This is a genomic window from Thermobrachium celere DSM 8682, from assembly GCF_000430995.1.
In the GTDB taxonomy this organism is placed as follows: domain Bacteria; phylum Bacillota; class Clostridia; order Clostridiales; family Caloramatoraceae; genus Thermobrachium; species Thermobrachium celere.
On sequence record NZ_HF952018.1, the window covers coordinates 1,765,845 to 1,780,488 of the forward strand.

The following is a 14,644-nucleotide window of genomic DNA, read 5'->3' on the forward strand; positions in this document are numbered from 1 at the left end:
CCTTTATCAATATAGTTGTACAATGTTTTAGTAGAAACAATATATTTATCCTTCCAAGCAGGGTCATTTTTACAATAACCTACTACAGCATCGACGGACCATTTATCTTTAAGAATTTTTGTTTCTGCATACTTTATAAAAGCTTCGGCTGTAGCTATTTTAATTTTTGCTCCGCAATTTGAGCGATGATTTTCATATACAGCCTGACCTGTTTCAGGGAAATAACTTGTAAATGTAGATAAATCACTTTTAAGCTGTAAGGTAGTACCACGTTTAATTTCACGGGAGATAGTACTTGGACTACGTCCTAATTTTTTAGCAATATAGCGAATACTTTTACCTTCTTTTAGTAATGCATAAATTTCTCCACGCTCATAGCTATTTAGGTGTTTAAAAGAACGTACAGTTGTGTTAGAATTAATTTTATCAACCATAGTGAAAACCTCCTGTATGTTTGGATTTGACACCTATATCATACATGATTTTCACTATGGTTTTAATATTTTTTATCTGTTGCATTTAATTTTACAATGAACCCATATAGTACAAATTATAAGGTTCTAAAATTTATATTTGTTTAATATATATAAAATAAATACTAAATAAGAGGTGGGGAGTAAATGACTTTATCAATCAATCTATCATCACATTTATCCAACATAATTATTAACCAAGCACAAACATCAGGAATCACTCCAGATAAATATATTGAATCTATTATTATTATTAAACTTTATGAGTTAGGTTACAAACCTACAAATGATGAACTTAAGAATATGCTAAATGGCATTACATTATACGGTAAATCCACAATGCCTTCAAATTCCACCAATCAAAGATCAACAACAAGTAGGAGTTTTAGGGAAAAAATTTTGATATTAGGTAATAATGCTCCATTTGCAACTATTGCTTTCATACATGGTTTAAAAATTATACCAGATATAAAAATGATTGCTAAGTCTTACGCAAATATTTATAAAAGAGGCCAATTCTTATTTAAGTGTATTATTCCTTGCAATGGATGTAAAAAGTTATATAAATACATCAATTCAACTGAAACTCTTGGCCCAAAAGAAAATCCTGAAAATGAATATATCTTTATTACTAATTCAAGTCGCTACAAAAACAATATATATTTCAATAACTTGGTTAATTTACTAAATTTACCTTGCAATACGAAGGTAATAAAAGTTCATTATTCAAAACTTGAAGATATACTTAAAGCAGTTTCTTTAATATAAAAACTCGCAGCCATATATCTTTATATGGCTGCGCAACTTAATTCTTAAGCCTATTAATAAAAGTAGTAACGATAATTAATATATCTAAATAATGCAAAACAATATTAATTTAATAGTTCTAAAATCAATATTATTTTAATATACATATAGTAAATACCAATAAGGAGTGATATTAATGCGAAAAATTCCAAGACCAATTAACTTTACATCAGCCATACTAAATATTATGGATAAACAGGCTCAAGCTTTGCAACTTACTAGAAGCAAATATATAGAATCTATTTTCATATCTAACATCTATAAAACAGGATATAAACCTACAGATGAAGAACTTGAAAAACTTACAAACGGTTTTTTAATGAACTCACAATCATCTATTTCTTGGGATTTTAGGAGCCAACTTTCCTACTTAAGTAATGATGCAAGATTTGCTACCATAGCATTCTTTTATAATCTAAACCTTATACCAGGTATAAAAGTAAATACTAATAAACATGCAAACTTTTATAAAAATGACAATTTGATTTTCTATTTTGCTGTTGGAATAATAGGTAATCAGTCAATGCATGTATACGATTATGTTCAATCATTGAGTCATCCTAAATATATTTTAGGGCCATCTAATTGCCCTCGTAATGAATATATATTTATTAGCAATTTACAACATTTTAAAACACCAAGTAACTATGTACATTTTCCAAAATTATGCCAGTTGTTAAATATACCATCAGACAAAAAAATAATTCAAGTTCATTACACAAAACTTCAAGATTTGCTCGAAGCTATTTCTTTAATATAAATTAATTAGCCATATCTTTTAGATATGGCTATTTTTACTTTACATATAAATCTATTAAATTTAAATTCTTTTTTAAGAACCATTATCTATCATTAAAAAACTTGATTTAAAATATCTGCCTATTTAATAATACAAGTTACATCCATCTTTGAATATAATATCCTATGAACTTCTACAATATTTTCTTTAACAACATAAAATATTAAATAATTCTTTACAGGCAATACTCTATACTCATTTTCAAATTCTCTTTCTTGATAATAAACTCTACATGAATATGGAAATTTTTTAAGTCTTGAAATGGACGAATCCATCTCGTCAATTAAGTCCATTGCTGCTTTTGGTGATTTTAATTCGTTTGTAATATATGAAACAATTTCTTCTAAATCTTTAACAGCCAAGGGCAGATATCTTATTTCATACATTGTCTTCTTCCACCTTATCTAAAACACTTTTTCTTAAACTACTAAAAACTTCTTCATGAGAAAATCTTTTTTCTGTTTGTTTAGCTTGAAGTTCAGCCTCTTTAAGTTTAAAGTAAATTTCACTTTCAAAAAGCTTTTTTTCATATGTTTCAATACTCATCACAACCATATCTCCATAACCATTTTTTGTTAAAAATACAGGTTCTTTCAATTCGTGAACAATTTTTGATATCTCAGCAAAATTATTTCTTAAATCCGATATTGGTCTTATATGTGGCATATTATCACCTCTATATTTATTTTATCATAATTTTATCATTATATTGATAAAAACACAATCATAACAGTAATATATTTAAAGTACATAAGGCAGATGTGCTAAATAAATAGCACATCTGCCTTATTTTATACTGCCTCATCCTCATTTTCATTTGCAAATTGGCTGTTATATAGGTCTGCGTAGAATCCACCTTTTGCAATCAGTTCTTTGTGGTTGCCCATTTCAATGATTCTTCCCTTGTTCATAACTATTATAAGCTCAGCATCGCGTATTGTAGAAAGTCTGTGGGCTATTACAAAGCTTGTTCTTCCCTTCATAAGATTTGCCATAGCCTTTTGGATTAAAACTTCTGTTCTTGTGTCTACGCTACTTGTTGCCTCATCAAGAATTAGTATCTTAGGATCGTGAAGTATTGCACGAGCAATTGTTAGTAGCTGCTTTTGTCCCTGTGATATGTTTGTTGCCTCTTCATTAATTACTGTATCATATCCATGGGGTAGAGTTCTTATAAAGTGGTCTGCATGGGCTGCCTTTGCTGCCCTTACTATCTCTTCCATTGTTGCCCCTTCTTTTCCGTAGGCTATATTATCCTTAATTGTTCCATTAAAGAGCCAAGTATCCTGAAGAACCATACCAAACATCTTTCTAAGTTCACTACGCTTAATGTCCCTTATATCCACACCATCTATAGTTATTCTACCTGAATTGATTTCATAGAATCTCATAAGCAGGTTAACTAATGTTGTTTTTCCTGCACCTGTAGGTCCAACAATAGCAATTGTATGTCCTGGTTTTACCTCTAAATTTAAATCTTCTATTAATGGAACATCTTCCTTATACCTAAAGGAAACATTTTCAAATTTTACTTCTCCCTTAGGTTCTTCAATTACAACAGCATCCTTGCTATCTGGAATTTCCTCTTCTTCATCTAATATTTGGAATACACGTTCAGCACAGGCAATTGTTGATTGTATAACATTTGCTATATTAGCTGTTTGTACAATTGGCATTGTAAAGGATCTTGAATATTGTATAAAGGCTATTACGTCCCCAATACCAAGACGGCTCTTTGTTATCCATATTCCACCTACTATACTTATTCCCACATATCCAAGGTTACTTATAAAGTTCATAAGTGGGAACATTATACCTGATATAAATTGAGCTCTCCAGCTGGCATCTCTTAACCTTATGTTTATAGCTTCAAAATGCTCTATTGAGTCCTTTTCACGTCCAAAGGCCTTTACAATCTTATGGCCTGTATACATCTCCTCAACGTGTCCACTTAAATCTCCAAGTTCCTTTTGTTGCATTGCAAAGTATTTTTGTGACTTCTTTGCAATAAACATGGTAGAAATAATATAAAGAGGCATTGTTGCAAGAACAATTAGTGTCAATGTTGGACTTATTGTAAGCATCATTATAATGTAGCCAATTATAGTAATTACAGATGTAATCATCTGAGTTAAGCTCTGTTGCAATGTTGTTGCAATTGTATCAACGTCATTTGTAATACGGCTTAGTATGTCACCGTGTAGATGTGTATCAAAATACTTAAGTGGGAGTCTTGCAAGCTTTTCATCAACTTCTCTTCTTAAATCACGCACTGTCTTTTGTGCAACGCCAGACATTACAAGTCCCATAGTTAAACTAAATAGGGCACTTATTATATAAAGAGCAATAAGAATTAACGCTATTTTGCCTATATATTTAAAATCATACTCTCCATTTGTTTCTCTTATTGCAGTTATTACTGCATTTATCTGCTCATCTGTAAACTCTATGTTTTCTTTAGGGCTCTTTGGAGCATTGTCCATTGTGTTTTGCATTTGTTTACTTAATTCTAAAAGCTTCTTTGCTACATCAGCCTTTTCATCTGCACTTGTAAGTGTGCTTAATTTTGGTAAGGCCAAAAACTCCTGAACTGCCTTTATGCTCTTTGTATCAAATTTATTCTTAGAATCAGCATTGTCTGTTTTCATCTCTGGCATCTTGCCAAATATATCAAGCATATTGTTTAAAACCTTTGCCTTATAATCGGCATCCTTTATTGTGTTTAACATTGGAAGCTCAAGTAATTCTTTTACAAGCTTTAGCTGCTCACTATCCATCATTTCATTTGAAGTATTTTCATTATTCATGTTAGGCATCTTGCTGTAAATATCAATCAACTTAATAGTTGTTTGTTTCTTCTCCTTTTCATCCTTTATACTGCTAATGTCAGGTAGTAATAATAATTCTTTAACTGTATTTAAGTCAGCTGCATTAATCTTACTTTGGGAGCCTGAAGTATTTGGCATACTTTTAAATATATCAATAAGCTCAATCAGAGTCTTTTTCTTCTCTACAGGATCCTTTATATCCTTTATCAATGGAAGCTTTAATAGTTTTTGAGCTGCATCCATTGTCTTTTTATCCATTTTATTTTTTGTAGAACTTGAAGTTGTATTGAAATTTTTTATCTCAGGTATTTTTGAAAGTGCCTTATTTAATGTCTTTTCGTCAAGCTGCATTGACATACCTTGCCCTTGAGATGGCATATTCTTTGATAAACTTAAAAACTTCTTAATTATATTTATCTTTTCATTTGGATTTTTTACATTTTCAAGTAGCGGAAGGCTTAATATCTCCTTTGTTGTAGCAAGTGACTTTTGATCTATTTGTCCATTAGGCATATTTTGAAGGATTTCTATAAACTCTAGAGTAACTTCAATCTTCTTTTGTCTATCGGTTATTGTATCAATCATTGGAAGCTTCATTAATTTTTGCATAGCCTCAAGCATCTTAGGATCCATTGGAGGCATCTGTCCACCCTGTGGCATCTGCTGCATACTACTCATCTGCTGATTAATACTTAAAACTAAATTTCTCTGTACCTTTCCCATTTGTTGAGTTATATTATCAACAGCAGCCTTCTGTCCAGTTGCAACTCCCTGATGTAGTTGAATGGCTATGCCCTTGTACATTTCATCTACTGCCTTCTCCTGAGCATCAGCCATATTATTGGTTATCTGCTCTACTGCCTTCTTTTGTCCATCTGCCATCTGATTAACTATTTTATCTACAACTTCCTTTTGGACATCGCCCATCTTCTCATTTAATTGATTTACTGCTTCATTTTGTCCCTTTGCCATTTCACTTAGCATTTTACGTGACATATAGGCATCCTGTAGTTTATTTAGTGCTTTACTTGATATTTTAGGAGTAACTATGGTAAAGGTTGTGCTTGCAATTGCAAATATAAGAACTATTATTAAATTTAGTCTGTGGGGTTTTAGGTAGCCTAAGAGTCTTTTAAATGTCCCCTTAAAATCCTTGGGCTTTTCTACAGGTCTAGCAAGTCCTCCCATGGGACCGCCGCCTCTTCCCATTGGTCTATTCATTCCTCTATTTTGATTCATGCTATTTCCTCCTCTGAAAGCTGTGATGAAACAATTTCTCTATACACATCACACTTTTCTAAAAGTTCCTTATGGGTTCCCATTCCAACAATCTTACCTTCATCTAAAACAATTATCCTATCTGCATCCATAATAGTTGCAACTCTTTGGGCAACTATTATAACTGTTGCATCCTTTGTTTCCTTTTTAAGTGCTGCCCTTAGCTTTGCATCTGTCTTAAAATCAAGGGCTGAGAAACTATCATCAAAGATATATATTTCAGGCTTTCTAACAAGTGCACGAGCAATTGAAAGACGTTGCTTTTGTCCACCAGATACATTTGTACCACCCTGTGAAATTTCGTGGTCAAATCCTCCATCCATACTTTCAATAAACTCAAGTGCCTGTGCAACTTCTGCTGCATGCCTTATTTCTTCATCCGTTGCATCTTCTTTACCAAACCTTATATTGTCTGCAATTGTACCTGAGAACAGTACAGCTTTTTGAGGAACTAATCCTATCTTCTTTCTTAGTGTCTCTTGGCTCATCTCTCTTATATCTACACCGTCAATAAGTATGCTTCCACTATCTACATCATAAAATCTTGGAATAAGATTTACTAATGTTGATTTACCTGCACCTGTACTTCCTATTATTGCTGTAACCTCACCTGGTTTTGCAACAAAAGATATATTTTTTAGTGCAGGTTCTTCTGCTCCTTCATAGCTGAAGGTTACATCTCTAAATTCTAAGTATCCCCTACCTGTAAATGTATCTACTGTTTTTTCTGCATCCTTTATCTTTGGCATTGTATCAAGAACCTCATTTATTCTTGTTGCTGCCGCTTGCGCACGAGGTACCATTATAAACATCATAGCAAGCATAAGCATTGAGAACATAATCTGCATTGCATATTGCGTAAAGGCTGCAAGGGCACCTAAGTCCATACTTCCTTTGCTTATTCGTATTCCTCCAAACCAAAGAATTGCAAGAGATGTAAAGTTCATAACAAGCATAATAGACGGCATCATAAATGCCATTATTCTGTTTACTTTAATATAAGTTTCTGTTAAGTCAACATTTGCCTCATCAAATCTTTTCTTCTCAAATTCTACAGTATTGAAGGCTCTAATTACTCTAATTCCTGTAAGCTTTTCACGAAGAACAAGGTTTATTTTATCAATCTTTACTTGAACAAGTTTAAATAGAGGTATAACCTTTGATGCTATTATTGCTACAACCGAAGCTAGTACAGGTATTGCAACAGCAAGAACAAGTGTAAGCGGTCTATCCTTTCTTAAGGCCAAAATAAGTCCCCCTATTGCCATAATAGGTGCACTTATCATCATACGCATTATCATAATTGTAACTGTTTGAATTTGTGTAATATCGTTTGTTGTTCTTGTAATTAAAGTCGCAGTTCCAAACTTGTCAAATTCACTTAATGAGTAGCTCTCAACTCTCCTAAAAACCTTACTTCTTAAGATAGTACCAAGGTTTGCTGCAACCTTTGCAGAAAGGAAGCTTGCAATAACAGAACAGATAACTCCAACCCCTGCCACTAAAAGCATCAAGCCTCCGATTTCAAGTATTCTTTTAGTATCACCCTTCATAACTCCTTCGTTTATTATGTTTGACATAAGAGTTGGAAGATACAAATCACCTAAAGATTGTAAAGTTACAAAGAAAAATACACCAATAATCATCAAAGTATATGGTTTTAGGAACTTATAAAGTCTTAACACAGCCTATCATCTCCTAACATTTTTTATTCAAATTACTTGTCCTTTGCCTTTTCTATATTTTCTGCCATCTTTTCTAAGAGTTTTTTAAAAATCTCCCTCTCATCCTCCGTGAAGTTTCCAAAACACTTCTCGTTCAAATCTGCCATAACCTTTTTTAACTCTTCACACATTTCTCTTCCCTTTTGGGTTAAATAAACCCTTGATATTCTTTGGTCTTCTTCGTCTTGCCTTCTTGTAATTAGTCCTGCCTTTTCCATCCTTGTCAGCATTACAGTAATTGTTGCAGGCTTTATGTGAAGTTTATCTGCAATCTCTCTTTGGCTCAGCCCATCATTTTTGTATAAGGTAAAAAGTAAAGGTGGTTGACCTGGGTATAAATCAAGCTTTTCAAGTATGATATGTAGGTACTGGTGATGTACCTTAATAACCTTTATGAAGGATTGATATACACCTTCAATATTACAAAAGTCCATTTTTATTCCCCTTTCACTTTTGTATATATAATAAAATTATTTAGACGTCTAACAATTATTATAATAATAGTTAGACGTCTAACTGTCAAGTAGAAAATTAACTATAACCCATACCAATTATATTTGGTATGGGTTATAGTATTTTATTACTTTCCTATCTAAATCAATCTCTGCTTCAACTCCATAGGGTATTATACACCTTGGGTATGCGTGTCCAAAGTTTACATTATATAAAATAGGTAAATCCTTGTTATCTATAACTTTATAAAAAACTTCCTTATATTCATCATAGTATGTTTCATCTTGTGGCTTTCCTACAATAATTCCACTTATAACATCAAATACACCTTTATGTTTTAGTGCAAGTAATTCCTTTTCAAAAAGCTCTGGATCTGGTTTCTCCTCACAGGTTTCAATAAATAATATTTTATCCTTCCATTCATATATATTAGGGAATAGCTCATATTTATCACATACTTTTTTATATAGATCATTAGTTAATATATCATAAATACTTTCTAAACATCCACCTAAAAACCTTCCTCTAACCTTTCCCTTACCCTGCAGCACTTCATACCCTCTTTTTTCTATATGTTTAATTCTACTTACACCCAATTGATTTTTTGAAAAATCCCTTCTTTCCTCATACCATACATCACTTGACTCTATAATATACTCATCTTCCATTTTAAAATACTTCATAAACTCCCTTTTAGTATATGGAAGCATTTCATTATCTAATTCAGCTATATCGGTAAGAAAACTTGGTCCATAGAAGGTTACCAGCCCTAATTTATAAAACATCAAATGATTAACCGTTGTATCTGAAAATCCTGTAAATATCTTTGGATTGTTTTTAACAGCATCAATAAACTCCTTATCCTCTAAAAGATATGGCAAAGTTTTATATGTATCATCTCCGCCTATTGCACATATAATACCCTTTATTGTTTCATCACAGAAGGCATCCTTTAAATCCTTTGCCCTATCTTCTGGGTGATTTTTTATATATTCTATCCCTTCTAATGCGTTAGGCATAAAAACTGGCTCTAATCCAAACTCCCTTAATCTTTTAATTCCTAATTCAAGCTGATGTCTTGCAAAATCTTCTCCTAAAATACCACTTGATAAGCTTACTATTGCTACTTTATCACCCTTTTTGAGAGGCTTTGGTTTTATCATATACATACCCCCATTGCTTTATAATAATATTACAATATCACATCAACCATATTCTTACAAGACGTAAAATTAATCTTAAATAAAAAGCAACCATATCAGATACATTTGATATGGTTGCAAGTTTTATTTTATTCCCATTCAATTGTCGCAGGAGGTTTGCTTGTTATGTCATATACAATTCTATTTACACCCTTTACTTCATTTACAATCCTTCTTGATATTTTATCTAATACTTCATAAGGTATCTTAAACCAATCAGATGTCATTCCATCCACACTTTCCACAGCCCTTATTGCAATAAGGTGGGAATATGTTCTCTCATCTCCCATTACACCAACACTCTTTACATCAGGAAGTACAGCAAAGTACTGCCATATTTCTTTGTCTAACCCTGCCTTCTTTATTTCATCCCTTACAATATAATCTGCTTCCTTTAAGATAGAAAGCTTTTCCTCTGTAACTTCACCAAGTACCCTTATTGCAAGACCAGGACCTGGGAATGGCTGTCTTGAAACTAATTCTTCTGCAAGTCCAAGCTGTCTTCCAACTTCTCGAACCTCATCCTTAAATAGCTCCCTTAGTGGTTCGATTAACTTAAACTTCATATCCTCAGGTAGTCCCCCTACGTTATGGTGGCTCTTTATAACCGCTGATGTTCCTGTTCCACTTTCAACAACGTCTGGGTATATAGTTCCTTGAACTAAAAACTCTGCTCCTTCTATCCTATTTGCCTCATCTTCAAATACCCTTATAAACTCTTCACCTATTATCTTTCTTTTTCTCTCAGGATCAGTAACTCCCTTAAGCTTTCCTAAAAACCTATCCTTTGCATCGACCATTATAAGGTTCATATCAAACTTTTCTTTAAATGTATTATAAACCTCCTCTGCCTCTCCCTTTCTTAAAAGGCCATGATCAACAAATATACAAGTTAGGTTCTTTCCAATTGCCTTATGAACCATTAAGGCTGCAACAGAGGAGTCAACTCCACCTGATAGGGCACATATTGCCTTTTTGTCTCCAACTGTCCTTTTTATTTCCTCTATCTTTTCATCAATAAAGGAGGACATTGTCCAGTCTCCTTTTAGGTTACATACGTTAAACAAGAAGTTTTTTATAACATCAAACCCATATTGTGAATGTTTAACTTCTGGATGGAACTGAACACCATATATCTTCTTATCTATATTTGCCATTGCCGCATTTATACAGGAATCTGTATAGGCTATATTTACAAAACCCTCTGGAAGATTTGCAACATAGTCTGTATGGCTCATCCACATAGTACTTTCTTTAGGTATATTTTTAAATAGGTCGTTATTACTATCCACTACAACTGTAGTATTACCATACTCCCTCTTATCTGCCTTTTTAACTTCTCCACCAAGCATAAATGCAGTAAGTTGCATTCCATAGCATATTCCAAGTATAGGAATATTAAGCTCAAATATCTCTCTATCAACCCTTGGGGCTCCATCTTCATATACACTATTTGGTCCACCTGTGAATATTATTGCACTTGGGTTCTTTCTTTTAATATCCTCAATTGTAACTGTATATGGTACTATTTCAGAATATACCCCACACTCTCTAACACGCCTTGCAATAAGCTGGTTGTACTGTCCTCCAAAATCTATTATTAAAACAAGCTCTCTATTCATGTTAACCTCCTACCTTGCATCTGTTGTATAATTTGGTGCTTCCTTTGTAATATAAATATCGTGTGGGTGGCTCTCCCTTAAACCTGCTGATGTTTGAACAACAAAAACAGCCTTTTCCTTAAGTTCCTTTAAGTTTCTTGCACCACAGTAGCCCATACCTGCTCTTAGTCCTCCAACTAATTGATAAATAGTATCTGCAACAGGTCCTTTATAGGCAACTCTTCCTTCCACTCCTTCTGGAACAAGCTTTTTATTGTCCTGTTGGAAATATCTATCCTTACTTCCTTTTTGCATCGCTGCAATTGATCCCATTCCTCTATATACCTTAAATCTTCTTCCTTGATATATTTCCTCTTCACCTGGGCTCTCTTCACATCCCGCAAGAAGTGAACCCATCATTACAACAGATGCACCTGCTGCAAGAGCCTTTACTATATCTCCAGAATATTTAATTCCTCCATCTGCAATTATTGGAATACCGTACTTGTCTGCCTCTTCTGCACAGTCCATAACTGCTGTAAGTTGTGGAACACCAACTCCTGCTACAACTCTTGTTGTACAGATTGAGCCAGGTCCTATACCAACCTTTACACAATCTGCACCAGCAAGTATTAAATCCCTTGTTGCCTCTTGAGTTGCAACATTTCCTCCTATCACCTGAAGCTCTGGGTATTCATTTTTAATTCTATATACTGTATCTAAAACGCCCTTTGAGTGTCCATGGGCAGTATCTACAACTATTACATCAACACCTGCTTCGTAAAGTGCCTTTACTCTTTCCATTGTATCTAAAGTTACTCCAACAGCAGCACCAACTAAAAGTCTTCCCTTTTCATCCTTTGCTGAATTTGGGAACTTCACTGCCTTTTCGATGTCCTTTATAGTTATAAGGCCCTTTAGGGCATAATTTTCATCTACAAGTGGAAGCTTTTCTATCTTATGGCGTCTTAATATTTCTTCTGCCTCCTTAAGACTTGTTCCAACTGGTGCTGTTATTAGGTTATCCTTTGTCATAACTTCACTTATTCTTCTTGAATAGTCCTTTTCAAATCTTATATCGCGGTTTGTTATAATTCCAACTAATTTTCCGCCTTCAACTATTGGAACACCTGATATTCTATATCTTGCCATAAGCCTATCTGCATCTTCTATTGTGTGTTCTGGAGATAAGAAGAAGGGATCTGTTATAACTCCATGTTCTGACCTTTTTACTCTATCTACCTCTTGAGCCTGCTCTTCTATAGACATGTTCTTGTGAATGATACCTATTCCACCCTCACGTGCCATTGCTATTGCCATCTTTGACTCTGTTACTGTATCCATTCCAGCACTCATAAGTGGAATATTAAGCTTTATTTTCTTTGTAAGATATGTTGAAACCTCTACATCTTTAGGTAATACATCTGACTTTTGTGGAACTAATAGAACATCATCAAACGTATAAGCTTGCTTTAAGATTTTCATTTAGAATCCTCCTCCCCTTCAACATGCCCTTAAGGGGAAACAAAAAAGCATATTGCTCCCCAAAAAAGAAATGAGTGAAGTGCAATATGCAAACGCAAAGCAACCTCACTCATAGTCGGAGGTTTACGGCCCCCGGTAGAGACTCCCGAACCATATTATCGGGATTATATGAGTAGGCATGTATTCTTTATTTATTTTTAAGTATTATATAGGTTTTAGCAAGGTTTGTCAAGATCAAAAAGTGCCACCCAGGTGAAATGTGAAATTTTCCAGTGGATTTCCTAATGCTATACTCTGATATGCTCGCTTTATAGTAGACAGATTAAAAATGTAAAACCTGTTTACCATAGAGAGGAGTATATTTTTATGAGAAAGAAAGGCGTATACGATTTTGATATAAGACTTAAAAGTGTTGAAGAATATTTAAATAATATTAAGACAGCAAAACAAATATGTCGTGAGATTGGTGTAAATAAGAAGGTATTTTTAAATTGGGTAAGGATATAAAGTAGAAGGAGCAAAAGAGTTAATAATTAAAGATTCTAATAAAAATATTCAGCAGAATTAAAAATAAAGGCTGTTGAAGATTATTTCAATAGCACTTTATCTCAATTTGAGATATGTTCAAAATATAATATTTCTTCTTATGGTGTTTTACAGAGTTGGATTAAGAAGTACAATGGTCATAAGGGGATTAAGCTCTCTAAAAAAGGACAGGGGGAAAAACTATTATGACCAAAAAAACTACTATTTCTTTTGAGCAGAAAATAGATATAGTTAGATATTGTGTTGAGCATAACCATAATTATAAAGAAACAGCTAAAAAATACAATGTATCATATCAACAAGTTCGTAGATGGCTTGAAAAGTATGAAAAAGGCGGAGTTGAGGCCTTACAAGATAAAAGAGGCAAGAGAAAGTCAATTAATGAAATGTCTGAAATAGAAAAATTAAAAGCAGAAAAGAAGCTATTAGAAGCTCAAAATCGCAGATTACAATTGGAGAATGAATTCTTAAAAAAATTGCGAGAATTAGAAAGGGGATGGTAAATCATAGCGTTAGCTATGAAAACATTTATATTGTAATAAAAATATTTAATGAGGAAGGTAAAGCTTCCATAAGTGAGCTTTGTGAAATTGCAGGAATACATCGTAGTAGCTATTATAAATGGTTAAAAACGAGAAAGAGTAAAAGAGAAATTGAAAATGAAAATTTAATTGAATTAATAAAAGAAGCTTATGAAGAACGTGATGGAATACTTGGCTACCGCCAAATAACTATTAAAATTAGAAGAGAACATAATTTAAAAGTAAATCATAAACGCATTTACAGATTGATGAAATTAATGGGTTTAAAGTCAGTATGTCGCAGAAAAAGATATCGTTATATTAAATCTACTCCTGACATTACTGCTGAAAGCATACTAAACAGAAACTTTAGAGCACAGAATACGTGTGAGAAATGGCTAACAGATGTTACTGAGTTTATATATGGTAATGGTAAAAAGGTTTATCTTAGTGCAATATTAGATTTAGGAGACAGAAATATAGTTTCATATGTTATTGGACACTCAAATAACAATGCACTTGTTTTTGAGACTTTTGATGTTGCAATCAAATTAAATCCAGGTGCAAAACCTCTAGTTCATAGTGACAGAGGTTTTCAATATACTAGCAAAGCATTCAGAGAAAAGCTAGATAAGGTTGGAATGAAACAAAGCATGTCGCGAGTTGGTTGCTGTTTAGATAATGCTCCAATGGAAGGTTTTTGGGGTATACTTAAGGCTGAAATGTATTACTTACGCAAATTTGAAACATTTGAGGAATTAAAAATAGCTATTAAAGATTATATCGAATATTATAATAACAAAAGATACCAAAGAAGATTAAACTGCATGTCTCCTTTAGAATATAGGAAATACCTATCCAATATAAATACATAAAAAGTGTCAATCAAACGATTGACACTTTGAAGAAGATTTACATTTTTCAACT

The 14,644-nt window shown here is 33.0% G+C and carries 13 protein-coding genes, 2 pseudogenes and 1 riboswitch; of the genes and pseudogenes, 6 read left to right on the forward strand and 9 right to left on the reverse strand.

All coding sequences use genetic code 11. The features are described from left to right. Positions 1-434 (reverse strand): helix-turn-helix domain-containing protein (locus TCEL_RS09285; RefSeq protein WP_040684009.1); only part of this gene is annotated, 434 nt, incomplete at its 3' end. 186 nt (positions 435-620) lie between these two features. On the opposite strand from TCEL_RS09285, the gene TCEL_RS09290 reads away from it, so the two are divergent. Further along, entirely contained in the window at positions 621-1,241 is a 621-nt protein-coding gene (locus TCEL_RS09290) for a hypothetical protein (RefSeq protein WP_018663429.1), read from the forward strand. A 175-nt stretch (positions 1,242-1,416) separates the two neighbouring features. After that, complete coding sequence (locus TCEL_RS09295) at positions 1,417-2,040, forward strand: hypothetical protein (protein WP_018663430.1); 624 nt, start codon at positions 1,417-1,419, stop codon at positions 2,038-2,040. A gap of 119 nt (positions 2,041-2,159) precedes the next feature. On the opposite strand, the gene TCEL_RS09300 is transcribed toward TCEL_RS09295, so the two are convergent. From TCEL_RS09300 to guaB, 8 genes and pseudogenes are all read right to left on the reverse strand, one after another. After that, complete coding sequence (locus TCEL_RS09300) at positions 2,160-2,465, reverse strand: type II toxin-antitoxin system RelE/ParE family toxin (RefSeq protein ID WP_018663432.1); 306 nt, start codon at positions 2,463-2,465, stop codon at positions 2,160-2,162. After that, positions 2,458-2,745 (reverse strand): type II toxin-antitoxin system Phd/YefM family antitoxin, encoded by a 288-nt coding sequence (locus TCEL_RS09305; RefSeq protein WP_018663434.1) that lies wholly within the window; start codon positions 2,743-2,745, stop codon positions 2,458-2,460. Before TCEL_RS09305 ends, TCEL_RS09300 begins: the two co-directional genes overlap by 8 nt. Before the next feature lie 125 nt (positions 2,746-2,870). Then, positions 2,871-4,463: pseudogene (locus tag TCEL_RS09310) on the reverse strand (ABC transporter ATP-binding protein); the annotation flags it as partial. A 1,679-nt stretch (positions 4,464-6,142) separates the two neighbouring features. After that, a complete protein-coding gene (locus TCEL_RS09315) occupies positions 6,143-7,870 on the reverse strand; it encodes an ABC transporter ATP-binding protein (protein ID WP_018663436.1) in 1,728 nt (575 codons plus the stop codon). A gap of 32 nt (positions 7,871-7,902) precedes the next feature. Continuing rightward, positions 7,903-8,343 carry a MarR family winged helix-turn-helix transcriptional regulator gene (locus TCEL_RS09320; protein ID WP_018663441.1) on the reverse strand — a complete coding sequence of 147 codons (441 nt, stop codon included), beginning with the start codon at positions 8,341-8,343 and terminating at the stop codon, positions 7,903-7,905. 117 nt (positions 8,344-8,460) lie between these two features. Further along, positions 8,461-9,525, reverse strand: coding sequence for a S66 family peptidase (locus TCEL_RS09325; protein WP_018663443.1), 1,065 nt, complete (start codon positions 9,523-9,525; stop codon positions 8,461-8,463). Between the two features lie 128 nt (positions 9,526-9,653). Beyond that, positions 9,654-11,186: a glutamine-hydrolyzing GMP synthase gene (gene guaA / locus TCEL_RS09330; protein WP_018663445.1), complete on the reverse strand. Its 1,533-nt coding sequence runs from the start codon at positions 11,184-11,186 to the stop codon at positions 9,654-9,656. A 9-nt stretch (positions 11,187-11,195) separates the two neighbouring features. Next, entirely contained in the window at positions 11,196-12,650 is a 1,455-nt protein-coding gene (gene guaB, locus TCEL_RS09335; protein ID WP_018663446.1) for an IMP dehydrogenase, read from the reverse strand. A gap of 92 nt (positions 12,651-12,742) precedes the next feature. Next, positions 12,743-12,842: riboswitch (purine riboswitch) on the reverse strand. Between the two features lie 174 nt (positions 12,843-13,016). Here guaB and TCEL_RS13535 point away from each other — a divergent pair. From TCEL_RS13535 to TCEL_RS09345, 4 genes and pseudogenes are all read left to right on the forward strand, one after another. Next, positions 13,017-13,157 (forward strand): transposase, encoded by a 141-nt coding sequence (locus tag TCEL_RS13535; protein WP_018663449.1) that lies wholly within the window; start codon positions 13,017-13,019, stop codon positions 13,155-13,157. A 54-nt stretch (positions 13,158-13,211) separates the two neighbouring features. Next, positions 13,212-13,385: pseudogene (locus TCEL_RS14405) on the forward strand (helix-turn-helix domain-containing protein); the annotation flags it as partial. Then, on the forward strand, positions 13,382-13,699 hold the full coding sequence (locus TCEL_RS12875) for a helix-turn-helix domain-containing protein (protein WP_018663451.1): 318 nt from the start codon (positions 13,382-13,384) through the stop codon (positions 13,697-13,699). The pseudogene TCEL_RS14405 and the gene TCEL_RS12875, both read left to right, overlap by 4 nt. Then, positions 13,693-14,592, forward strand: coding sequence for an IS3 family transposase (locus TCEL_RS09345; protein WP_018663452.1), 900 nt, complete (start codon positions 13,693-13,695; stop codon positions 14,590-14,592). Before TCEL_RS12875 ends, TCEL_RS09345 begins: the two co-directional genes overlap by 7 nt. Positions 14,593-14,644 lie beyond the last annotated feature (52 nt).

Excerpts from the sequence above, each read along its gene's own strand:
- TCEL_RS09290 (WP_018663429.1), top strand. The coding sequence starts at position 621 with ATGACTTTATCAATCAATCTATCATCACATTTATCCAACATAATTATT.
- TCEL_RS09295 (WP_018663430.1), top strand. The coding sequence starts at position 1,417 with ATGCGAAAAATTCCAAGACCAATTAACTTTACATCAGCCATACTAAAT.
- TCEL_RS09300 (WP_018663432.1), bottom strand. The coding sequence starts at position 2,465 with ATGTATGAAATAAGATATCTGCCCTTGGCTGTTAAAGATTTAGAAGAA.
- TCEL_RS09305 (WP_018663434.1), bottom strand. The coding sequence starts at position 2,745 with ATGCCACATATAAGACCAATATCGGATTTAAGAAATAATTTTGCTGAG.
- TCEL_RS09320 (WP_018663441.1), bottom strand. The coding sequence starts at position 8,343 with ATGGACTTTTGTAATATTGAAGGTGTATATCAATCCTTCATAAAGGTT.
- TCEL_RS09325 (WP_018663443.1), bottom strand. The coding sequence starts at position 9,525 with ATGATAAAACCAAAGCCTCTCAAAAAGGGTGATAAAGTAGCAATAGTA.
- guaA (WP_018663445.1), bottom strand. The coding sequence starts at position 11,186 with ATGAATAGAGAGCTTGTTTTAATAATAGATTTTGGAGGACAGTACAAC.
- guaB (WP_018663446.1), bottom strand. The coding sequence starts at position 12,650 with ATGAAAATCTTAAAGCAAGCTTATACGTTTGATGATGTTCTATTAGTT.
- TCEL_RS13535 (WP_018663449.1), top strand. The coding sequence starts at position 13,017 with ATGAGAAAGAAAGGCGTATACGATTTTGATATAAGACTTAAAAGTGTT.
- TCEL_RS12875 (WP_018663451.1), top strand. The coding sequence starts at position 13,382 with ATGACCAAAAAAACTACTATTTCTTTTGAGCAGAAAATAGATATAGTT.
- TCEL_RS09345 (WP_018663452.1), top strand. The coding sequence starts at position 13,693 with ATGGTAAATCATAGCGTTAGCTATGAAAACATTTATATTGTAATAAAA.